The organism is Streptomyces sp. CC224B (genome assembly GCF_030010595.1).
Lineage (GTDB): Bacteria > Actinomycetota > Actinomycetes > Streptomycetales > Streptomycetaceae > Streptomyces > Streptomyces longispororuber.
The window spans coordinates 25,980-47,143 of the sequence record NZ_JASCXL010000002.1 but is presented as its reverse complement, the minus strand read 5'-3'; the positions used below and the strand labels follow the sequence as shown (position 1 = coordinate 47,143).

Annotated in this window: 19 protein-coding genes; 3 read left to right on the top strand and 16 right to left on the bottom strand. The window is 74.7% G+C overall.

All coding sequences use genetic code 11. The features are described from left to right. Positions 1-42: 42 nt before the first annotated feature. A complete protein-coding gene (locus tag QK440_RS01380; protein ID WP_282791057.1) occupies positions 43-1,326 on the bottom strand; it encodes an adenylosuccinate synthase in 1,284 nt (427 codons plus the stop codon). Between the two features lie 175 nt (positions 1,327-1,501). On the opposite strand from QK440_RS01380, the gene QK440_RS01375 reads away from it, so the two are divergent. Continuing rightward, positions 1,502-2,386 (top strand): diacylglycerol kinase, encoded by an 885-nt coding sequence (locus QK440_RS01375; protein ID WP_282791056.1) that lies wholly within the window; start codon positions 1,502-1,504, stop codon positions 2,384-2,386. Positions 2,387-2,456: 70 nt separating this feature from the next. Here the strand turns inward: QK440_RS01375 and QK440_RS01370 are convergent, their stop codons facing one another. Then, positions 2,457-3,017: a MarR family transcriptional regulator gene (locus tag QK440_RS01370; RefSeq protein ID WP_282791055.1), complete on the bottom strand. Its 561-nt coding sequence runs from the start codon at positions 3,015-3,017 to the stop codon at positions 2,457-2,459. 109 nt (positions 3,018-3,126) lie between these two features. On the opposite strand from QK440_RS01370, the gene QK440_RS01365 reads away from it, so the two are divergent. Then, positions 3,127-4,053: an ABC transporter ATP-binding protein gene (locus QK440_RS01365; RefSeq protein WP_282791054.1), complete on the top strand. Its 927-nt coding sequence runs from the start codon at positions 3,127-3,129 to the stop codon at positions 4,051-4,053. Beyond that, positions 4,050-5,672 (top strand): ABC transporter permease, encoded by a 1,623-nt coding sequence (locus tag QK440_RS01360; RefSeq protein WP_282791053.1) that lies wholly within the window; start codon positions 4,050-4,052, stop codon positions 5,670-5,672. The genes QK440_RS01365 and QK440_RS01360 overlap by 4 nt, the downstream gene beginning before the upstream one ends. 19 nt (positions 5,673-5,691) lie before the next feature. Here the strand turns inward: QK440_RS01360 and QK440_RS01355 are convergent, their stop codons facing one another. The 14 genes from QK440_RS01355 to QK440_RS01290 all read right to left on the bottom strand — a co-directional run bounded on the left by QK440_RS01355 (position 5,692) and on the right by QK440_RS01290 (position 20,706). After that, positions 5,692-6,927: a cytochrome P450 gene (locus QK440_RS01355; RefSeq protein ID WP_282791052.1), complete on the bottom strand. Its 1,236-nt coding sequence runs from the start codon at positions 6,925-6,927 to the stop codon at positions 5,692-5,694. Between the two features lie 84 nt (positions 6,928-7,011). Continuing rightward, positions 7,012-7,695 carry a response regulator transcription factor gene (locus tag QK440_RS01350; protein ID WP_282791051.1) on the bottom strand — a complete coding sequence of 228 codons (684 nt, stop codon included), beginning with the start codon at positions 7,693-7,695 and terminating at the stop codon, positions 7,012-7,014. Continuing rightward, the gene (locus QK440_RS01345) at positions 7,692-9,026 is read right to left on the bottom strand and encodes a histidine kinase (protein ID WP_282791050.1); all 1,335 of its coding nucleotides are present in this window, start codon (positions 9,024-9,026) and stop codon (positions 7,692-7,694) included. The genes QK440_RS01350 and QK440_RS01345 overlap by 4 nt, the downstream gene beginning before the upstream one ends. Positions 9,027-9,150: 124 nt before the next feature. Then, on the bottom strand, positions 9,151-10,065 hold the full coding sequence (locus tag QK440_RS01340) for an alpha/beta hydrolase (protein WP_282791049.1): 915 nt from the start codon (positions 10,063-10,065) through the stop codon (positions 9,151-9,153). Positions 10,066-10,280: 215 nt separating this feature from the next. Continuing rightward, complete coding sequence (gene kynU, locus QK440_RS01335; RefSeq protein ID WP_282791048.1) at positions 10,281-11,567, bottom strand: kynureninase; 1,287 nt, start codon at positions 11,565-11,567, stop codon at positions 10,281-10,283. After that, on the bottom strand, positions 11,560-12,468 hold the full coding sequence (locus QK440_RS01330) for a tryptophan 2,3-dioxygenase family protein (protein WP_282791047.1): 909 nt from the start codon (positions 12,466-12,468) through the stop codon (positions 11,560-11,562). Before QK440_RS01330 ends, kynU begins: the two co-directional genes overlap by 8 nt. Positions 12,469-12,628: 160 nt before the next feature. Continuing rightward, entirely contained in the window at positions 12,629-13,042 is a 414-nt protein-coding gene (locus QK440_RS01325; RefSeq protein WP_282791046.1) for a DUF3151 domain-containing protein, read from the bottom strand. 174 nt (positions 13,043-13,216) lie between these two features. Continuing rightward, positions 13,217-14,434 carry a MalY/PatB family protein gene (locus tag QK440_RS01320; protein ID WP_282791145.1) on the bottom strand — a complete coding sequence of 406 codons (1,218 nt, stop codon included), beginning with the start codon at positions 14,432-14,434 and terminating at the stop codon, positions 13,217-13,219. Between the two features lie 65 nt (positions 14,435-14,499). After that, on the bottom strand, positions 14,500-15,522 hold the full coding sequence (gene fbaA / locus QK440_RS01315; RefSeq protein ID WP_282791045.1) for a class II fructose-bisphosphate aldolase: 1,023 nt from the start codon (positions 15,520-15,522) through the stop codon (positions 14,500-14,502). Between the two features lie 176 nt (positions 15,523-15,698). Next, positions 15,699-16,250, bottom strand: a complete 552-nt coding sequence (gene pyrE / locus QK440_RS01310) for an orotate phosphoribosyltransferase (RefSeq protein WP_282791044.1) — start codon at positions 16,248-16,250, stop codon at positions 15,699-15,701. Positions 16,251-16,280: 30 nt separating this feature from the next. After that, positions 16,281-17,075 (bottom strand): aldose 1-epimerase, encoded by a 795-nt coding sequence (locus QK440_RS01305; protein ID WP_282791043.1) that lies wholly within the window; start codon positions 17,073-17,075, stop codon positions 16,281-16,283. 469 nt (positions 17,076-17,544) lie between these two features. After that, entirely contained in the window at positions 17,545-18,426 is an 882-nt protein-coding gene (locus QK440_RS01300) for an SRPBCC family protein (protein ID WP_282791042.1), read from the bottom strand. A 72-nt stretch (positions 18,427-18,498) separates the two neighbouring features. Next, a complete protein-coding gene (locus QK440_RS01295; RefSeq protein ID WP_282791041.1) occupies positions 18,499-20,082 on the bottom strand; it encodes a polyamine aminopropyltransferase in 1,584 nt (527 codons plus the stop codon). Between the two features lie 105 nt (positions 20,083-20,187). Beyond that, positions 20,188-20,706, bottom strand: coding sequence for a DUF2617 family protein (locus QK440_RS01290; RefSeq protein ID WP_282791040.1), 519 nt, complete (start codon positions 20,704-20,706; stop codon positions 20,188-20,190). Positions 20,707-21,164: the final 458 nt, after the last annotated feature.

Here is a 21,164-nt window from a genome sequence, read left to right as displayed (position 1 = left end):
GGACGTCCGCCGAGCGCCTGTTGAGTGCCCGCCGAGCGCCTGCTAGACGAAGGAGTTGATCTCGATCGTCTCGTCGCGGCCCGGGCCCACGCCGATCGCGGAGATCGGGGCGCCCGACATCTCCTCCAGCGCCTTCACGTAGGCCTGCGCGTTCTTCGGCAGGTCGGCGAAGGTCTTGGCCTTGGTGATGTCCTCGGACCAGCCCGGCAGCATCTCGTAGACGGGCTTCGCGTGGTGGAAGTCCGACTGGCTGTAGGGCAGTTCCTCGACGCGCTCGCCGTCGATCTCGTACGCCACGCAGACCGGGATCTGCTCCCAGCCGGTGAGGACGTCGAGCTTGGTGAGGAAGAAGTCCGTCAGGCCGTTCACCCGCGTGGCGTAGCGGGCGATGACCGCGTCGAACCAGCCGCAGCGGCGGTCGCGGCCGGTGGTGACACCGCGCTCGCCGCCGATCTCGCGCAGCGCCTCGCCGTCCTTGTCGAACAGCTCCGTCGGGAACGGGCCCGCGCCGACGCGCGTGGTGTACGCCTTCAGGATGCCGATGACGCGGCTGATCTTCGTCGGGCCGACGCCGGTGCCCGTGCAGGCGCCGCCCGCGGTCGGGTTCGACGAGGTGACGAAGGGGTACGTGCCGTGGTCCACGTCCAGGAGCGTGCCCTGGCCGCCCTCGAACAGCACGACCTTGTCGTCGTCGAGCGCGTTGTTGAGGATCAGCGTGGTGTCGGCGACGTACTGCTTGATGTTCTCGCCGTGCTCCAGGAGCTGCTCGACGATCTGCCCGGCCTCGATGGCGCGCCGGTTGAAGACCTTGGTCAGGAGCTGGTTCTTCTGCTCAAGGGCCGCCTCGACCTTCTGCTTCAGGATCGACTCGTCGTAGAGGTCCTGGACGCGGATGCCGGTGCGGTTGATCTTGTCGGCGTACGTCGGGCCGATGCCGCGGCCGGTGGTGCCGATCTTGCGCTTGCCGAGGAAGCGCTCGCCGACCTTGTCGACGGTCACGTTGTACGGCGTGATGATGTGCGCGTTACCGCTGATCAGCAGCTTCGACGTGTCGACGCCGCGCTCGTCCAGACCGCTCAGCTCGGAGAGCAGGACCGACGGGTCGACGACGACACCGTTCCCGATGACCGGCACGCAGTCCGGCGAGAGGATCCCGGAAGGGAGGAGGTGCAGCGCGTACTTCTGGTCGCCTACGACGACCGTGTGGCCGGCGTTGTTGCCGCCCTGGTAGCGCACCACATAGTCCACGGATCCACCGAGCAGGTCGGTGGCCTTTCCCTTGCCTTCGTCACCCCACTGAGCACCGAGCAGCACGAGTGCGGGCACAGGCGTACACCCCTTCCGGGCGGGGCATGTCCAAGGTCGAGGGGCCACGGCCGGGAGCCGTCGCCGCCGGGTGTGGGTGTGCCTTGGACGCCCCGGAATAGACGAAGCCCCTGGCGCAATAGCGCAAGGGGCTCTTGCACAAAGATGCTACCCGAGGACTAAAGAAAGGGCGCACGTGTCGGCCAGCGACCAGCGCGATGACCTCGTCGTGATCATCGATCCGGTCGCCCGGCGCGCGGACGGCGAGTCCGTACGCATCGCCAAGGACGTCCTTGGCGCGGGCGCGTCGCTCAAGGTCTGCCTGCCCGAGGGGCCCGAGGAGTTCGCCCGCGCCCTGCTCCGGCGGGGGACGCGGCGGCCCGTGGTGGTCGGCGACGACGCGGCGCTGCGGCGGGCCGTCGGGGTGCTGCACCGGGAGCGGGCGCTCGGCGGGACCGACCTGGCGGTCGTACCCGTCGCGGGCGTGGCCGCCGGGGTGCGGCTCGCTCGCGGGCTCGGCGTGCCGGCCGGGGCCGTCGCCGCGGCGCGCGCCGTCCTGGACGGGGCGCCCCGGCGGCTCGACCTGCTCGTCGACGACCGGGGCGAGGTGGTGCTCGGGGACGTGCGGATCGCCGTCCTCGGGGGCGGCCCGGCCCCCGTCGCCGGGCCCGCGGGAGGCTCGGCCGCGGCCGGGGAGCGGCACGGGCACGCCTGGCTGCGGACCTGCCAGTCCCTGGTACGGACGCTGGGCGCGCGGCCCGGTGGCGGGCGGGGGGCCGGGCCGGCGCGGCTGCGGGTCGAGGCGGACGGGGTGACGCTCGTCGACCTCGACCAGCCCGTCGAGGGGGTGTCCGTGGTGCCGGGAAGCGGGGGGCTGGCCCGGGTGGAGGTGCGGCCGTCGTCCGTCGGGGCGGGGATCGCGCCCGTGCGGGCGCGCGCCCGCTCCGTGACCGTGGCCGGGCCCGACTTCCACTACCACTGCGACGGGGCCCTGGCGGGACCCGTCCGCCGCCGCACCTGGACCGTACGCCCGGGAGCCTGGTCCCTGACCCTGCCCCGGCCGAGCCTGCCCCGCCCCTGACAGGCGCGGCTCGGCCGGGCGGGCGGGCCCGAGGTGCGGGGCTGTTACGCGAGACCGGGGCGTGGGGCTGTTACGTCGGAGGGCCGAAGCGGGAGGCTCGTTCCGTGCGCCAGCGGCTCATCATGCCCGCCAGCTCCTTCTCGATGAACTCGAAGAACGCCAGGGTCTCCTCCAGGCGGCGCCCGGCCGGCGAGTGCGGGCCGAGGCTCGCCATCCCGTCCCGCAGCGCGGTCTCCCAGCGCTGCAGGACGGAGTCCCGGTTCGTCAGCGCCTCGTACCACTGGTTGCTGTGCACCCGGAAGAGGTCCCGCCGCGAGCCGGGCGCCCGCTCGCGGGTGACCATGTACTGCTGCGTCAGGTAGCGCACGGCCCCGGAGACGGCCGCCGGGCTCACCCGCAGCCGCTCCCCCAGCTCCGCCGCCGTGAGCGCCCCGGCGTCGGAGGCGAGCAGCGCGGCGAAGACCCGCGCGGGCATCCGGGGCATGCCGGCCCACACCAGCTGCGCCGCGAACTGCTCGGTGAACCGCGACGCCGCCGCGAGGTCCTCCTCGCGTCCCGGCCCCGCACCCTCCGCACCCTCCGCGCCCTCGGCACCCCCGGCGCCCGCGCTGTCCCTGCCGTCCGTGGTCATCCGCCGATCATCTCCCCTTCCCCGCACCCCGCCCAAGTTTAGGCAGTTCAGACACTTCATACAGTTTCTTAACTTCACAAATTTGTGAAACCGGCGTACGTTCGCAGGCATGACGACGGCCCACACCGCCCTAGAGGTGTCCGACCTGCGTAAGACCTTCGGCCGCACCCGCGCCCTCGACGGCCTCGACCTGCACGTGCGCGGCGGCGAGGTGCACGGCTTCCTCGGGCCGAACGGATCGGGGAAGTCGACCACCATCCGCGTACTGCTCGGCCTGCTGCGGGCCGACGGCGGGACCGCGCGCGTGCTCGGCAAGGACCCGTGGCACGACGCCGTGGAGCTGCACCGGCGCCTCGCCTACGTCCCCGGCGACGTCACCCTGTGGCGCAACCTCTCCGGCGGCGAGGTCATCGACCTGTACGGGAGGCTGCGCGGCGGCCTCGACCGGGCTCGGCGCGCCGAGCTGGTCGAGCGGTTCGAGCTCGACCCGACCAAGAAGGGGCGCGCGTACTCCAAGGGCAACCGCCAGAAGGTCGCCCTCGTCGCGGCCTTCGCCTCCGACGTGGACCTGCTGATCCTGGACGAGCCGACGTCCGGCCTCGACCCGCTGATGGAGGGGGTCTTCCAGGAGTGCGTCCAGGAGGAGCGGCGGCGGGGGCGGACCGTGCTGCTCTCGTCGCACATCCTCAGCGAGGTGGAGAGCCTGTGCGACCGGGTCTCCCTCATCCGCAAGGGCCGTACGGTCGAGAGCGGGTCCCTCGCCGAGCTGCGGCACCTCACCCGCACCAGCGTGCACGCCGAACTCGCGGCCGAGCCCGACGGCCTGGCCCGCCTCCCCGGGGTGCACGGCCTCGACGTCCAGGGGCGCCGGGTCCGCCTCCAGGTGGACACCGACCAACTCGACGGCGTCCTGCGCGCCCTCACCGCGTCCGGAGTCCGCTCCCTGACCAGTACGCCGCCCACGCTGGAGGAGCTGTTCCTGCGGCACTACCAGGAAGACGCGACCGACGAGCACGTACAGGCGGTGGCGCGATGACCGCCGTCCTCGGTACCGCTCCCGTCCGGCCGGGCCCCGGCGGACTCCACCGCCACCTCGCGGGCACCGCACCCCTGCTGCGGCTGGCCCTGCGCCGCGACCGGGTGCTGATCCCGGTGTGGCTGGGGGTCATCACGCTGATGGTCCTGAGCATGCCGAACACGCTGCGGCAGGTGTACGGCACCCCGGAGAAGCGCGCCGACCTCGTCGCGTCGCTCACCACCGACGCCACCCTGCGCGCCTTCTACGGCCCGGTCTTCGACCAGTCCGTCGGCGGCCTCACCGCCTGGCGCGTGGGCACCTTCGCCGGGGTGCTCGCCGCCGTGATGAGCCTGGTCGTGGTCGTCCGGCACACGCGTGAGGAGGAGGAGACCGGGCGGCAGGAGCTGATCTCGTCCGCCGGGGTGGGCCGCCTGGCGCCGCTGACGGCCGCGCTGCTCGCCGCCCTCGCCGCCAACACCGCGCTCGCGCTGCTCCTCGCGGCCGGTCTCGCGGGCGAGGGCGGCACCGGTGCCCTGGCGCTCGGCCTCGCCGTCGGCTGCACCGGCATGGTGTTCGCCGCGGTGGCGGCGGTCGCCGCGCAGCTCACCGAGAGCGCGCGGCTCGCCAAGGGGATCGCCGCGGCGGTGCTCGGCGCGGCCTTCGTGCTGCGGGCCGCCGGTGACGCGGCGACGAAGGACGGCTCCTCGCTGCTCACCTGGTTCTCGCCGGTCGGCTGGGTGGAGCACACCCGGGCCTTCGCCGACGAGCGCTGGTGGGTCCCGCTGCTGTCCGCGGGCGCGGCCGCCGTGGGGTGCGTCGCGGCGTACGAACTGGCCGGGCGCCGCGACCTCGGCATGAGCTTCCTGCCGTCCCGCCCCGGGCGCGCGCACGGCCGGCTCGCCACGGCGGGCGCGCTCGCCCGGCGGCTCCAGCGCGGCGCGGTCCTCGGCTGGAGCGCCGGCTTCCTGCTGGCGGGGGCCGTCCTCGGCGGCATGGCCGACGGCGCCACCGACCTGGTCGGCGACAACGCCGACACCCGGGCGATCTTCCGGCGCATGGGCGGGCAGGCCGGGCTCACCGACGCCTTCCTGTCCGCGATGGTCGGCGTCGTCGCCATGGTCGGCGCCCTGTACGTCGTCGGCTCGGTGCTGCGCCTGCACGGCGAGGAGACCTCCCAGCGGGCCGAGCCGGTCCTCGCCACCGCCGTCGGGCGGCTGCGCTGGGCCGCGGGCCACCTCGTCGTCGCCTTCGCGGGCACCGCCCTGCTGATGTCCCTCGCCGCCTGCGGCTTCGCCCTCGGCCGCGGCGAGGACGCCGGGCCGATCGCCGCCGCCTGCCTGGTCCAGGTCCCCGCGATCTGGGTGGTCGGCGCGCTCGCGGTGTTCCTGTACGGGCTCTCGCCGCGGCTCGCGCCCGCCTCGTGGGGCGCGGCGGGCGCGGTCCTGCTCATCGGCTGGCTCGGCCCCGCGCTCGACGTACCGCGGGCGGTCATGAACCTCTCGCCGTTCTCCCACCTGCCGAAGCTGCCCGGCAACGACCTCACCTGGACGCCGGTGCTCGTGCTCACGGGCCTGGCGGTGGTCCTCACGGCGGCGGGCCTCGCCGCCCTGCGCCGGCGGGACCTCGCCACCGGCTGAGGCCGGGGGCCCGGCGGACTCAGCAGGCCACGAGCAGCTCCCGCAGCCCCCGGATCACGAAGCCCGGCTTCCGCTCCGGCTCGGCGGCGAGCCGCAGCCCCGGCGCCCGGCGCAGCAGCGCCCCCAGCGACGCGGCGAGCTCGACGCGGGCCAGCGCGGCCCCGACGCAGTAGTGGATGCCCGCGCTGAAGGAGACGTGCGGGTTCTCGGCGCGGCCGAGGTCGAGCGCGTCCGGGTCGCGGAAGACGGCCCCGTCCCGGTTGGCCGAGCCGAACAGCATCGCCACCTCGCTGCCGCGCGGGAGCACCGTCCCTCCGATCTCGATGTCGTCGAGCACCCAGCGCTCGAAGAGCTGGAGCGGGGTGTCGTACCGGAGCAGCTCCTCCACGGCCGTGGGCAGCAGCCTCTCCGGCTCCGCGCGCAGCGCGGCGAGCTGCTCCGGGTGGCGGAAGAGCGCGTACCAGCCGTTGACGGTGGCGTTGACCGTCGCCTCGTGCCCGGCGTTCAGGAGCAGCGCGCAGGTGGAGACCAGCTCCTGCTCGCTGAGCCGGTCGCCCTCCTCGTGGGCCGCGATCAGACGGGTGAGCAGGTCGTCGCCGGGGCGGGCGCGCCGGGCGGCGATCAGCTCCCGCAGGTACGCGGAGAACTCGGCCGAGGCGCGGACGGCCCGCGCGGCGGCCGCCGCCGTCGGGTTCAGCTCGTACATGCCGCAGATGTCCGCCGACCACGGCCGCAGCGGCCCCCGCTCCCCCTCCGGGATGCCGAGCAGCTCGGCGATCACCGCGACGGGCAGCGGTTCGGCGACCCGGGCCAGCAGGTCGCCGCCGCCGTCCGCGACGAGGTCGCGCACCAGCTCGTCCGCGAGCCCCTCCACGTACGGGCGCAGCCGCTCCACCGTGCGGGGCGTGAACGCCTTCGCGACCAGGCGGCGCACGCGGGTGTGGGCGGGCGGCTCCAGGTCGAGCAGGCCGTGGTCGTTGAGGACGTGGAACGGCTCGTGCCCGGGCGGCGGGGCCTGACGCCCGAACTCCTCGTGGCGGTACCGGTGCAGGTAGGTGCGGCCGAGCCGCCGGTCGCGCAGCAGCGCGGCGACGTCCGCGTGGCGCGGGACCAGGTACTGGTCGCTGGGCCCGTAGTAGTGCACCCGGCCCCGGGCGCGCAGCTCCGCGTACGCCGGGTAGGGGTCCGCCACGAAAGCGGCCGACGAGGGTGCGAACAACGCGAACACGTCGGCGGCGTCTGCCGGTTCAGCCATGTACGGACGCTAGCCGCGGCGCCCCGCCCTGTCACCCGTGGGCGCCGCCGGGGCACGGCCCGCCCGCCGTCCGTGGTCCGTCCCTCACCCCGGGGTGACCAGCCGCGCCTCGTACGCGAACACGGCGGCCTGCGTGCGGTCCCGCAGCCCGAGCTTCACCAGGACCCGGCTGACGTGCGTCTTGATGGTGGACTCGGCGACGACGAGCCGCGCGGCGATCTCCGCGTTCGACAGGCCCTGCGCGATGAGGACGAGCACCTCCGTCTCGCGCTCGGTCAGCTCCCCGTACTGGGCCTGCGCCTGGGCGGACGTGCCGAGCCGGGGCCGGTCCGCGAGCCGGGAGAACTCCGTGATCAGGCGGCGGGTCACGCTCGGCGCGAGCAGCGCCTCGCCGGACGCCACCACCCGCACCCCGTCCGCGAGCTGCCGGGCCGAGGCGTCCTTCAGCAGGAACCCGGACGCGCCCGCGCGCAGCGCCTGGTACACGTACTCGTCGAGGTCGAAGGTGGTCAGGACGAGCACCTTGGTGGCGCTGTCGTCGGCGGCGACGATCTCCCGGGTGGCCTCGATGCCGTTGAGCTCGGGCATGCGGATGTCCATCAGGACGACGTCCGGGGCGAGTTCGCGCACCTGGCGCACGGCCTCGCGGCCGTTGACCGCCTCGCCGACGACCTCGATGTCGGGCATGGCGTTGAGCAGCACCGAGAACCCCTCGCGGACCATCATCTGGTCGTCGGCGATGAGGACGCGGATGGGCGCCCCGGTCACGCGGCCTCACCCTCCACCGGGCCGGTGGCCGCCGCGGCGGCCTGGAGCGGGACCGGCAGGAACACCGTGACCTCGTACCCGCCGTCCGCCGTCGCCTCCGCCGTCATCTCCCCGTCGAGCATGGCGACGCGCTCACGCATGCCGGTGATGCCGTGGCCGGCGCCCGGCGAGGGCTTGCGGAGTCCCGTGGGCGGGCCGTTCACGACGCGCAGCCCGAGGCCGCCGAGCACGTACCCGATCTCCACCCGGGCGGCGGCGCCCGGCGCGTGCCGCAGGCTGTTGCTGAGGGCCTCCTGCACGATGCGGTACGCGGACAGCTCCACGCCCTGCGGCAGCTCCCGCACGGCCCCGGTGACGACCTTCTCCACGCTCAGGCCCGTCTCCCGTACGTTGTCCAGGAGCCGGTCCAGGTCGGCGAGCGTCGGCTGCGGGGCGTCCGGCGCCTCGTAGTCCTCCGCGCGTACGACACCGAGCACGCGGCGCAGCTCGGTCAGCGCGACCACCGCGTTCTCGCGGATCGTGGCGAAGGCCTGCGCCAGCTCCGGCGGCGGGTTCTCCACCCGGTAGGGGGCCGCCTCCGCCTGGATCGCGACCACCGACATGTGGTGCGCCACGACGTCGTGCAGCTCGCGCGCGATGGTCGTCCGCTCCTCCAGGAGCGTGCGCCGGTCGCGCTCGACGGCGGTGACGGTGCGCTCGGCGACGACCTCGCGGCGCGCGTGCCGGTTGGCCGTCGCCATCGCCACCAGGGCCAGCACGACGCCGCTGAACGCCAGCATGTCCGCCGTGTTCGAGTCCCAGCTCACCGTGGTCTCCGCGCACAGCGAGTACACGGCGGTCAGCACCCACATCCAGCCCGCCGTGCGCGGCCGGGTGCGCGCCGCGACCACCGCCATCACCGCCGTGTGCCCGGCGATCGAGCCCGGCGCCCAGGGGGCCCACGCGCCGCCGCTCAGGACCAGCACGAACGGCGTCATCACCAGGGAGCACCACCAGGCGAGCACCGGCCGGACCATCGTCAGGAGCACCGCCCCCGCCGGCAGGAGGCCGGTGAGCGCCCACGCGACCTCCCCGCCCGTGTCCCAGCCGCCGAAGCCCCCGGCGTACGCGGCGAAGAGGGTGAACGCCGCGAGCGCGACGACCACGCCGTGCGGCAGCCACACCGCGTACCTGGCGGACCGCCCCGGCATGTTCGCGGCCCACCCGTCGCCCTCCCGCGGCAGCGGCGGCAGCGGCCGGTAGGCGAAGGCGTCGTGGAACAGGTCGGCGCGCAGGCCCTGGAGGGCGTGGTGCGCCAGACGGAACTCGGGACTGCGGGTTCTCTCGGTCACGCCTTCGACGGTACGGGGCCCGGGGAGGCGGGTCGTCCCCTCCCAGACGGGTTCGCGGGGGTCCGTCGCAGGTACTACACGCGCCGCCCGGCCGGGTTCCGGGGCCCGGGGGCGCCCGGGGAGGTCAGAACGCGAGCTGGGCGATCTCCTCCGCCACCACCGCGCACGCGTCCGCCGCCGGGTCGATGAGGGGGAAGTGGCCCACGTCCTCCAGGAGCGTCAGGCCGACGACCTCGCCCGCCTTCGCGGCGGCGTCCGCGTACGCCTCGGCCACGGCCTGCGGCACGACGATGTCGGTGCGGCCCTGGACGACGGTGGTGGCGATGCCGGTGGGCAGCAGCGCGGCGGGGTCGGCGTGGGCGAGGCGCTCCTCGTGGCGGGCCTGTGCGCCGGCCCCGGACGGGTCGTCCGCGCCCAGGAACTGGCGTACCGCGCCGGAGCAGACGTCCAGCTCCTCCGCGACGCGCAGGTCCGCGATCGGGGCCAGCGCGACGACGCCGCGCAGCGGCGCGGGCCGCTGGCGCCGCCAGGGCGAGCCCTCCGGCAGCACGTGCCGGGCGGCCGCCCACAGGGCGAGGTGGCCGCCCGCGGAGTGGCCGGTCACCACGGTGCGGCGGACGTCGGCGGCGGGCAGCGCCTCGCGGACGAGGCCGGGCAGCGCGTCGAGCGCCGCGGCCACGTCGTCGAGGGTCTCCGGCCAGCGCCCCGCCACGGGCCCGGCGCCCCCGCCCTGCGCGGGGATCGGCCCGGAGGCCGAACCGCCCCTGCGGTACTCGACGTTGGCCACGGCGAAGCCCCGCCGGGCCAGGAAGTCCGCGAACGGCGTGACGTGCCGGCGGTCGTAGGGGGCCCGCCAGGCCCCGCCGTGCAGCAGGACGACGAGCGGTGCCGGGCCCTCGGTGCCGCGCGGCGCGTAGAAGTCCACGACCTGGTCGGCGCCCGGCCCGTACGCGGCGGTGGCGTCCGGCTCCACCGCGGGGTGGGCGAAGGCGGACCGCTCCTCGGCCTCGTCACGGGCCACGGCGGCGTCGTCAGGCATACGGCTACCTCCCAGCTCTGCGGATGGCGGGCCCGCCGGGCGCCGGCCGCAACGGGCCGGTGCCCGACGGGCGTTCGTACCGGGGTCCGGACCAGCACACGTACCACGCACGGGTACCACGCACAGGTGTCACGCACACAGGTACCGCGTACGCGGGTACCACGTACGCGGGTACCCCGCACACAGGTGCCATGATCCGGATTGGCCGGACGTTATCAGGTGGCCGCGCCGTCCCCGGGCGTCAGCTCCCCCGAACCGCCGAGGACGCGCCCCAGCACCCGCGCCGCGCGCTCCGTGTCCGCGAACGACACGTACAGCGGCGTGAACCCGAAGCGCAGCACGTCCGGCGCGCGGAAGTCGCCGACCACGCCCGCGGCGACGAGCCGCTCCATCACCTCCCGCGCGTCCGGGCAGCGCAGCGCGATCTGGCTGCCGCGCTCCGCGTGCGCGGCCGGGGTGACGGACGTGACCCGCCCGGCGGGGGCGTAGGCCGCCACGCACTCCAGGAAGAAGTCCGTGAGCGCCAGGGACTTGGCCCGCACGTCGTGCAGCGAGACGCCGTCCCACACGTCGAGGGCGGCCTCAAGGGCCAGCAGCGACAGGATGTCCGGCGTGCCGACGCGGCCGCGCACCGCGTCACCGGCCGGTGCGTAGTCGCGCCGCATCCCGAACGGCTCGGCGTGCGAGTTCCAGCCCGGCAGCGGCGAGTCGAAGCGGGGCTGGAGCTCCCGGCGCACGTACAGGTAGGCCGGCGCGCCCGGCCCGCCGTTCAGGTACTTGTACGTGCAACCGACCGCCAGGTCCACGCCGTGCTCGTCCAGGCCGACGGGCAGCGCGCCCGCCGTGTGGCACAGGTCCCACACCACGCGGGCGCCCGCCGCGTGCACGGCCGCCGTCAGGCCCGGCAGGTCGTGCAGCCGGCCCGACCGGTAGTCGGCGTGGTTGAGCAGCACGGCGGCCGTGCGCGGGCCGAGGACGCCCGGCACGTCGGCCGGGGCGGCCGGGACCACGCGGCAGCCGGTGAGCCGGGCCGCGGACTCGGCGATGTAGCCGTCGGTGGGGAACGTCGTGGCGTCGACGACGACCTCGTCCCGCTCGCCCGGTCCTTCCGCCCGCGCCATGCGGACCGCCGCGACGACCGCCTTGAAGACGTTCACGCTGGTGGAGTCGGCGACGACGACCTGCCCCGGCCCCGCGCCGAGCAGCGGCGCGATCCGCTCCCCGACCCGCTCCGGCGCGGTCCACCAGCCGCTCTCCTCCCAGGAGCGGATGCGCATCCGCCCCCACTCGCGTGTGACGACGTCGGCGACGCGCGCCTCGACGTTCACGGGCAGCGCGCCCAGCGAGTTCCCGTCCAGGTACGTGACCTCGTCGAGCACGAACTCCTTGCGCTTCGCGGCGAGCCGGTCCGCGGCGTCCAGGGCGGCGGCCCGCTCCCGCAGCTCGCGCTCCCGCGCGGGTCCCCCCGTACCGGACACGGCCGCCCTCCTCGTCTCAGACATGGCTGCGCGCCGTCCACAGCTCGGGGAACACGTTCTTCGACGCGCGCTTCTCCAGCCAGGCGACCCCGGCGGAGCCGCCGGTGCCGGTCTTGGCGCCCATCGCGCGGCGCGTGGCCACCAGGTGGTCGTTGCGCCAGCGCCACACCAGCTCGGCCACGTCGGTCAGGGCCTCGCCGAGCCGGGCGAGGTCGCCGCTCTCGTCGCCCGCGTACAGCTCGGTCCACACCGCCTCGACGCGCGGGGACGGCTCGTACTTCAGCGACACGTCCCGCTTCAGCACGTCGTCGGGGATGTCGTACCCGCGCCGGGCGAGCAGCCGCAGCACCTCGTCGTACAGGCTCGGCTCGTGCAGCGCCTTCTCCAGCTCCGCGTGGACGCGGGGCGCGCCCCGGTGCGGGACCAGCATGGACGCGGACTTCTCGCCGAGCAGGAACTCCAGGCGCCGGTACATCGCCGACTGGAAGCCGGAGCCCTCGCCGAGCGAGCCCCGGTAGGAGTTGAACTGCGCGGGGGTGAGCTGGCCGAGCGGCTTCCACGAGTGGTTCAGCGCCTCCAGCTCCCGCACGGACCGCTTGAGCGCGGCCACCGCGGTGGGCACGTCGTCCTCGCGCAGGGCCCGCGACGCGGTCTCCCACTCGTGGACGATCACCGTGAACCACAGCTCCATGACCTGGGTCGTGACCAGGAAGACCATCTCGCCGGGGTCGTCCGAGAGGAGGTGCTGGAGGTGGGTGAGGACGTCCGCCTTGACGTAGTCCTCGTACGGGGTGGTGCCGGCGAAGTCGAGGTGCGGGCTGTCCGGGCTGTCCGGGCTCCCGTCGGGAGTCCCGTGAACCGCATGAGCCGGTCCTGTTTCCCGCGTCTCATGGGTCGCGTGTGCCGCGTTCGCCTCGTGGGACATCGCTGTCTCCTTGATGCGTACTCCGGGTAGCGGTCCGCCCCTGCCGGTACCGGCACGGGGGCCCCGGTCCCCACCGGCATCCTCCGCAACATCCCGGGAAACGGCAAGGCCTGCCTGGTCACACCGGGTGTCCAGGCAGGCCGGGCGGGGGGCGGCGCCGCTAGCCGAGGGTGTCGGCCGCCGTCTGCGAGGAGTCCCGCAGGAAGGTGCTGCAGCGCTCGTACTCCTCCTGCTCGCCGATGGCCCCGGCCGCGCGGGCCAGCGCGTGCAGGGCCCGCAGGAAGCCGCGGTTCGGCTCGTGCTCCCACGGCACCGGGCCGTGGCCCTTCCAGCCGGCCCGGCGCAGCGCGTCCAGGCCCCGGTGGTAGCCGGTGCGGGCGTACGCGTACGACTCGACGACGCGGCCCGCCTCGAACGCCTCGTCGGCGAGGCGCGCCCAGGCGAGGGACGACGTCGGGTACTTGGCGGCGACGTCGGCGGCCGGCGTGCCGCCCGCGAGCAGCTCGCGCGGCTCGGGCTCGTCGGGCAGGTGGGTCGGGGGCGGTCCCCCGAGCAGGTTCTCGTGAATGGCCATGTGCCTCAGTCTGCGCCATGCCCGGCCCGCGCGGGCGGCCGGTCCCGCTTCCGCGGCCGCCTCCCCGGGCAGCGGGCGGGGAGGGCGCCGCGGGCTCGCCCGGTGCTCGGCTCCCGGGGGCGGCCCGGGCTCCCGGTGCTCAGCTCCCGCGGGCCGCGCGCCCCCGCCCGGCGCTCAGGCCCCGTGCCCGGCGGCCACCGCCCGTACGGCCCGGACCAGGGCGTTCACCCCCGCCTCGGCCTTCGCCCTGGGGCAGCCCACGTTCAGGCGGACGAAGCCGGGGGCGCCGTAGGTGGTGCCCGGCATGACGGCCACGCCCTGGCGCTCCACCAGCTCGCGCTGGAGGTCGTCGTCACGGTCCTCGCCCAGGAGCGGGCGCAGGTCGATCCAGGCCAGGTAGCCGGCCTGCGGGGGCTGCCAGCCGAGGCCGGGGAAGGCGGCTTCGAGGGTGTCGGCTACGCGCCGGAGGTTCCCGTGGGTGTAGGCGCGCACGGCGTCCAGCCAGTCGGCGCCCTCGCGGTAGGCGGCGACGTGCGCGGTCAGGGAGAGCACGGCGGGCGAGGCGAGGCCCTCCCCGGTCTCCATCCGGCGGACGAAGGCCTCGTGGTCGCCGGGGTCGGATATCAGCCCGTAACTCCCGCTCAGCGCGGGGAAGTTGAAGGCCTTCGTGGCCGAGGTCACCAGGGCCCAGCGGCCCCGGCCGTACCGCGCCCAGGGGCGGTGCGTGTACCCCGCGTGCGTGAGGTCGGCGTGGATCTCGTCGCTGACGACGGCCACGCCGTGCCGCTCGCACAGCGCGGCCACCGCCGTCAGCTCGGCGTCGTCCCAGACCCGCCCGGTCGGGTTGTGCGGGGAGCACAGCAGCAGGACGCGGCTGTCCGGCCGCGCCAACTCGGCCTCCAGGGCCGCCAGTCCGGGGTCGTCGAGCGGCACCCCGCGCAGCTCGCGGCCGAGGCCCGTGACCACCTTGCGGAAGCCGTCGTACGTCGGGGTGTGCGCCACCACGCCCTCGCCCGGCCGCGTCCACATCCGAAGCAGCTGGGAGACCTGGCTCAGCACCGACGGGGCGTACACGAGCGACGCCGGGTCGACGTCCGTGTCGTGGCGGCCCTTGAACCAGTCGCGGACCGCGCCGCGGAAGTCGTCGTTGCGCCAGTCGGTGTAGCCGAACACGCCGTGGCCGACGCGGCGGCGGAGCGCGTCGAGGACCTCGGGCGCGCACGGGAAGTCCATGTCGGAGATGGTGAAGGGCAGCAGGTCCGGCACCGGGGGTGGGGTCTCCCCTGTTCGAGCGGAGCCGAGAACTCGGGGAAGGTCCTTGACGCCGTCCCACTGCACGCACCAGGTGCCGTGCCGGTCCACGGGGGTGTCGAAGTCGTAGCGCACTGCCAGGGTCCCTCCGGGTACGCCGTCGGGCCCGGCACCCCCAGGGGTACCGGGCCCGACGGACGGTGGACTTACTTGAGCTTGGTGCCGGTGGAGCGCAGCGCGGCGCAGGCCTCGGTCACGCGCTTGGCCATGGAGGCCTCGGCCAGCTTGCCCCAGGTGCGCGGGTCGTAGGTCTTCTTCGAGCCGACCTCGCCGTCGACCTTCAGGACGCCGTCGTAGTTCTTCAGCATGTGGTCCGCGACGGGCCGCGTGAAGGCGTACTGGGTGTCGGTGTCGAGGTTCATCTTCACGACGCCGTTCTCGAGCGCGGTGGCGATCTCCTCGGCCGTGGAGCCGGAACCGCCGTGGAAGACGAAGTCGAAGGGGTTCGCCTTGCCGTACTTGGCGGCGACGCCCTCCTGGAGGTCCTTGAGCAGCTCGGGGCGGAGCACGACGTTGCCCGGCTTGTAGACGCCGTGGACGTTGCCGAAGGACGCGGCGAGCAGGTAGCGGCCCTTCTCGCCCAGGCCGAGGGCCTCGGCGGTGCGCAGGGCGTCCTCGACGGTGGTGTACAGCTCGTCGTTGATCTCGTGGCTGACGCCGTCCTCCTCGCCACCGGTCGGGGTGATCTCGACCTCGAGGATGATCTTCGCGGCGGCGGCCTTGGCGAGCAGCTCCTGGCCGATGGCCAGGTTGTCCGCGAGGGTCTCGGCGGAGCCGTCCCACATGTGGGACTGGAACAGCGGGTTCTGCCCGGCCTTGACGCGCTCGGCGGAGATGTCGAGGAGCGGGCGGACGTAGCCGTCCAGCTTGTCCTTCGGGCAGTGGTCGGTGTGCAGCGCGATCGTGACGTCGTACTTCTTGGCGACGATGTGCGCGAACTCGGCGAGGGCCACCGCGCCCGTCACCATGTCCTTGTTGTGCTGACCGCCCAGGAACTCCGCGCCACCGGTCGAGATCTGGATGATGCCGTCGCTCTCCGCCTCCGCGAAGCCACGCAGGGCGGCGTGCAGGGTCTGCGACGAGGTCACGTTGATGGCCGGGTAGGCGAACTTGCCTGCCTTCGCCCGGTCGAGCATCTCGTTGTAGACCTCGGGGGTTGCGATGGGCATGTGTCCGCTCCTTGTGATGTGCGGGTGAGTGCTGCTGTGCTGCTTGTCCCTGACCTGGGGAACCCGGGGGCGACGCCGATGTCGTCGCCCCCATCTTTCCAGACGTACGGGACGTACCCGGTCCGGTACCGGGACTCGCGCCGAGTCCCGTACCCGTACGGGACCCGGTCCGCTCCTCAGTCCAGTCCGAGCTCGTCCTTGGAGTACGCGAAGAGGTACGGGACCCCGGCGCCCTCGGTGATCTTCTCGGCGGCGCCGGTGGCCCGGTCCACGATCGTGGCGACGCCCACGACCTCGGCGCCGGCCTCGCGCACGGCCTCCACGGCGGTCAGCGGGGAGCCGCCGGTGGTGGAGGTGTCCTCGACGACGAGCACGCGCCGCCCCTTGATGTCCGGGCCCTCGACGCGCCGCTGGAGGCCGTGCGCCTTGGCCGCCTTGCGCACCACGAAGGCGTCGAGGCGGCGGCCCCGCGCGGCGGCGGCGTGCAGCATCGCCGCGGCGACCGGGTCGGCGCCCATGGTCAGGCCGCCCACGGCGTCGAACTCCAGCTCGCCCGTCAGGTCGAGCAGCACCTGCCCGACGAGCGGGGCGGCCTCCCCGTCCAGGGTGATGCGGCGCAGGTCGACGTAGTAGTCGGCCTCCAGGCCCGAGGAGAGGGTCACCTTGCCGTGCACGACGGCCTTGTCCTTGATCTGCCGCAGCAGGTCGCCGCGTACGTCGTTCGTCATGGCTACGAGCTTAAGGGCGCGGCCGGGGCGTCAGAGCCGCCGCCAGGTCCAGGTGGTCGCCGCCTCCAGGGGCTCCAGCGGGGTGACGAGGCGCGGCTGGGTGTTCAGGCCGTTGGGCGGGCCGGTCTGCGGCTCCACGCACACGGCGGCCTCCGGCTCGTCGTAGACGACGACCCACCGTTCACGGCTGGCCACGGTCAGCTCCAGCTGCCCGGGCCAGGTCAGCGTGACGTGCACACCGTCCGGCATGCCGAAGCAGTCGTCCCAGGGGCCCGGCGTGGGCGCGACCCGGTCGCCGGTGGGCAGGTGGTCCTCGCCGCGCAGCTCCTGCCAGGCGGCGTCGAACGCGATCCGTACCGGTTCGCCGTCCTCGCTCAGGCGCCGGTTGAACCAGGGGTGCCAGCCGGCCTGCGCCGGGAAGGAGTCGTCCCACGCCTCCACGCTCATGCGCAGCGTCAGCGCGGTGTCCGACACCTCCACGGACTGGGTGACCCGGCCGGGGTACGGCCACGGGTCCGCCAGGTCGTACGTGAACACGGCCTCGCGGTCGGTCACCCGCGCGGGCTTCCACGCGGTGTCGCGGCCGGTGCCGTGGATGGCGTGCGGCGGGGAGTTGAGGGGCAGGTGGTGCTCGCGGTCGCCGGTCCAAAAGACGCCGTCCCTGACCCGGCCGCACCACGGCACCATCGGGAAGCTGCCGTACCGCTCCCCCTGCCGCAACAGCTCGTGCCCCGCCACCTTGAGGCTTCCGAGGCGGCCACCGTGGCCCGGCCGCACAACGACTTCCGCGTCACCCGCGGTCAACGTGATCTCTTCGCTACTCACCCTGCCGACCCTAAGACCCCCCGAGCCCACCCGCCCCCAATCGGCCTCCGGCCTCGTCCTCAATCGCCGGACGGGCTGACATCGCCCACCTCGCGCCGTCGTCGGCTGACGGCGTGTTTCCCCACCCACCCGCCCTCAATCGGCCTCCGGCCACGTCCTCAATCGCCGGACGGGCTGTAATGCTCCTCTCGCGCCGTCGTCGGCTGTCCGCCGCTCCCGCCCTTGTCGGCGCTCCGCGCCTTGTCCTCAAACGCCGGACGGGCTGGAGTACCTCTGTCTCTCCGTCGTCGGCGGTCCGCCAGTCGACGACGGCGCTCAGCGGACAATTTCAGCCCGTCCGGCGATTGAGGACGAGGCGCGGAGCGCCAATGCGGGGGAGAGGGGCGGAGCCCCAGGTGGGAAGGCGGGGGGCCGGGGGCGGCAGCCTCCGGGTTCGGGAAGGGGTGGGGCTGGGGCGCCCCGCGAAGGCTCAGCGGCGCCTGCGCCACGCCCTCCCCGCCACGATCGCGGAAGCGACCAGCACCGCGGCAGCAGGCGCAGCCCACCGCAACGTCGCCCCACCCCCGAGCGCCTCCGGCGCCGGCACCGGCGCGTACCGCCCCCGGGGCGGCGCGTGGTCGACCTCCTCCGCACTGCGCCCGATCATCGTCCGCCGCGCGTGCGCGGCCTCCGCCGCCACCGGCTCCTCGTCCGGACCGGCATCGGCCCCGGCCCCGGCGACCACGTCGAACTCGTCGGCGAGCGGATCGAGCGCCGGCGGCGGCACCTCACCCTCGAAGAGGCGGGACACATCACCGGGCACCTCGGTCCCGGCCCCCGACGCCGCGCCCCCGCCCTCGCCGCCCGCCGCAGGCGGCTCCCCGGCCGCAGACGCCCCGTCGGCCTCCCCGGCCAGGGGCGCCTCGCCGGACACCACCCCGAGCCCCTCCGCGAACCGCCCGAGCAGCCGCCGCAGCGCGCTCTCCACCGCCTGGGGGGACGTCTTCGCGACCTCGGCGACCCGCCCGTCCCCGGTCGCGGTCCCGGCGAAGGCCACCTGGGTGCCGCCCTCGGGCCCGGCGGCCAGGCGCAGCGCGAGGGAGAACGTTACGGCGCCACTGCCGCGGACCTCCTCGGCCGAGCCGGTCAGCTCGTACGCGCCACCGTCGTCCGGGACGACCCGCAGGCCGCCGCGGTAGGTGATCGAGTGCCCGCCGACGCGCACCTTGAGCCGCCCGCTGACGGGCGCCGCGTCCGCGCCGGGGTCGGCGTCGCGCTGCAGCCCGGGCACCGCGCGGGCCACCCGCCCGGGGTCGGCCAGTGCCTCGCGGAGCTGCTCTTCCGGGACCGGTACGAACACCTCATGCTCCATGGGAGCCGAGGGTACCCACGCCGCCTCGCGGATGTACGCCACTTCGGCCCGCCCGGGCGAGGCGCCGCGCCGTCAGCCGGCGTAGCGCGGGTGGACGAGCGTGGAGGGCGGCAGGGCCCGCCAGCCGGCCGGCCGGACGCGTTCGGCGGCGCGGGTCCCGGCCCGCAGGACGGCGCAGTCGCGGTCCCCGCCCGCCCCGGTCCGTCCGCGCGAGGCGAGCACGAAGCCCCAGTCGCGGGGCGCCCCGCCGGGGCCCGCGATGCGGTCGGGCCCGGCGGCGTACCCGCCGCGGCGGCCGGTGACGCGGTAGGGCTCGGTGCCGTACCCGGCGGCGCGCAGCGTGGCGTCGACGGTCCAGTACGTGTGCGGCCGGGTCGCGGCGGGCCCGGCGTGCACGGCGAGCCGCCCGCCGGGGGCGAGGACGCGGGCGACCAGGCCGTAGAACTCCTGGGAGTACAGCTTGGTGCTGGCGGTGATGCCGGGGTCGGGCAGGTCGGCGAGGACGACGTCGTACGTCCGCCGGTGCGGTCCGCGCAGCCACCGGAAGGCGTCGGCCTCGGTGACGTGCACGCGCGGGTCGCGGTAGACGTGGCCGTTGAGCCCGCTGAGCACGGGGTCGCGGCGGGCGAGGCCGACGACGGCGGCGTCGAGCTCGACGACGTCGACGCGGCGCACCCCCGCGTGGCGGAGCGCCTCGGCGGCGGCGAGCCCGTCGCCGCCGCCGAGGACCAGCACCCGCTCGTGCCGGCCGGCGCGCAGGGCGGGCCGCACGAGGGCCTGGTGGTAGCGGCGCTCGTCGCGGCCGCTGACGCGCAGCCTGCCGTCGAGGAACAGGCGCAGGGACGCGCGGTCGGCGCCGGTGAGGACGACCTCCTGCACCGGGGTCCGGACGGCGACGCGGACATCGGAGCCGTACACGGCGCGGCGCGCGGCACGCTCGAAGTCGTCGACGTGCACGGCGGCGGTGGCGAGCACGGCGAGGACGACGGCGTTCACGGCGAGCAGCAGCCGGCGGCCGCGCGCGGTCAGGTCGCGGCCGAACAGGCCGAGGACGAGCGCGCCGCCCGCGAGGACGTTGACGGCGCCGGTGAGCAGCGCCCCGGTGAGCTGCCCGAACCAGGGCAGCAGCAGGAAGGGGAAGGCCAGGCCGCCGACCAGGGCGCCCACGTAGTCCGCGGCGAACAGGTCGGCCACGGCGCCGCCCGCGTCCTGCCGCCGCACCCGCTGGATGAGCACCATGAGCAGGGGCACCTCGGCGCCGATGAGCACGCCGATGGCCAGGGAGAACGCCACGAACAGGTAGCGGGAGCCGCCGGCCCACATCTCGCCCCGGTCCCCCGCCCACGCGAACGCCGCGTACAGGGCCATGGCGCTGCACCCGCCGACGAGCGCGAGGGCCGCCTCGACGAGGCCGAACCCGGCGGCGGCCCGGCAGCGCAGGCGCTTGGCGAGCAGCGAGCCGAGGCCCATCGCGAAGACCATGACGGACAGCACGACGGAGGCCTGGGTGACGGAGTCGCCGATCAAGTACGAGGCCAGGGCGACGAGTTCGAGTTCGTACACGAGTCCGCAGGCAGCGCAGACGAACACGCCCGCGAGGACGAGGAACCGGCCTGTCCTGGGCGTGACGGGCAGACGCTGACGCGGCTCGATCACGCCCCGAACGCTACGTCACCGCCGCCTCACACCAAGTCCCCCACATGGGTGGAGGTGCTGGCAAGGATGTGTGAAGGCCTTTTCGGCCCCACGCCCGGGGGCCGCTCAGAGCGCCACCGGCGTCCGCACGCCGACCCGCGTGCGCGTCGCCACCAACTGCCCCTCCTGCGGGTACGCGTGCCACGTGCGCCACATCACCGAGCCCTCGTGCCGCTGCGCGAGCAGCGCCGTGAACGCGTGCGGGCTGCCGGGGAAGACCCCGGCGAGACCGTGCGGGTGCTCGGCGACGAGGGCTAGCAACTCCTGCGCGCGGCCCGCGAACTGGCCCCGCGACAGCGTCTCGACCCGGGCCGCGAACTCGTACTCCCACTCGCCGACCCGCTTGGAGACGCCGAGCGGCAGCGGCGTGCTGCTGCCCGGGATGCACGCGACGGTCTCGGAGCAACTGCCCTGCTCCTCTTCGAGGATGACCTGGTGGGAAGCCCCGAGAAGTCGCAACTGCACGTCCGCTCCCGCCAGTTCGAGGTCCAGCGTGGCCAGCGCGGGCAGCGGCTCGCGGCCGAGGGCCCAGGCCAGGTCCCCGGCGCGCGTGTCGGTGTAGACAGTCTTCAGGGTCGTGAGCATGGGTCGGCTCCGCTAACACGCAAAGTGAGGGGGTGGGGCCGGCGCGCCCGGTCGGACACCAGACGGGAAGGAATGCCGGCGCGTGCCCACGGAGACGCCAGGCTGCTCTGCCGAGCCGAGAACGTCCGAGGGCGGTGTGACGGTTAAGAGGGAATCATGAACTGCGACACTGCCACAGCGTTTTTACCCAACTTCGTAGGCTTTCCATTCCAGGGAGGGCCGAACAGTTCATCTGTTCACATGCCTGGGAATCGGGCCGGTCCGAAATCGCCGCCTTCCGGTCGCCGACCGATCTTCACCCCGGTCACCGTCCTGCCGCCCGGTGTCAAGGGGCCGTCCAAAGACGAGACGCCCGGCGGGAGTTGCCTCCCGCCGGGCGCTTCGACCGGTGGACCAGCTGCCCCGTGTCAGCTGCCTCCGCCGCCGCAACCTCCGCCCCCGCCACCGCAGGACGAGGA

What these genes read in the sequence shown, in the direction of transcription:
- QK440_RS01360 (WP_282791053.1), top strand. Translation starts at nt 4,050, where the DNA reads ATGACCGCCGTCCTCGGTACCGCTCCCGTCCGGCCGGGCCCCGGCGGA.
- QK440_RS01325 (WP_282791046.1), bottom strand. Translation starts at nt 13,042, where the DNA reads ATGGCCATTCACGAGAACCTGCTCGGGGGACCGCCCCCGACCCACCTG.
- QK440_RS01365 (WP_282791054.1), top strand. Translation starts at nt 3,127, where the DNA reads ATGACGACGGCCCACACCGCCCTAGAGGTGTCCGACCTGCGTAAGACC.
- pyrE (WP_282791044.1), bottom strand. Translation starts at nt 16,250, where the DNA reads ATGACGAACGACGTACGCGGCGACCTGCTGCGGCAGATCAAGGACAAG.
- kynU (WP_282791048.1), bottom strand. Translation starts at nt 11,567, where the DNA reads ATGTCTGAGACGAGGAGGGCGGCCGTGTCCGGTACGGGGGGACCCGCG.
- QK440_RS01290 (WP_282791040.1), bottom strand. Translation starts at nt 20,706, where the DNA reads ATGCTCACGACCCTGAAGACTGTCTACACCGACACGCGCGCCGGGGAC.
- QK440_RS01300 (WP_282791042.1), bottom strand. Translation starts at nt 18,426, where the DNA reads ATGGAGCATGAGGTGTTCGTACCGGTCCCGGAAGAGCAGCTCCGCGAG.
- QK440_RS01330 (WP_282791047.1), bottom strand. Translation starts at nt 12,468, where the DNA reads ATGTCCCACGAGGCGAACGCGGCACACGCGACCCATGAGACGCGGGAA.
- QK440_RS01340 (WP_282791049.1), bottom strand. Translation starts at nt 10,065, where the DNA reads ATGCCTGACGACGCCGCCGTGGCCCGTGACGAGGCCGAGGAGCGGTCC.
- QK440_RS01370 (WP_282791055.1), bottom strand. Translation starts at nt 3,017, where the DNA reads ATGACCACGGACGGCAGGGACAGCGCGGGCGCCGGGGGTGCCGAGGGC.
- fbaA (WP_282791045.1), bottom strand. Translation starts at nt 15,522, where the DNA reads ATGCCCATCGCAACCCCCGAGGTCTACAACGAGATGCTCGACCGGGCG.
- QK440_RS01355 (WP_282791052.1), bottom strand. Translation starts at nt 6,927, where the DNA reads ATGGCTGAACCGGCAGACGCCGCCGACGTGTTCGCGTTGTTCGCACCC.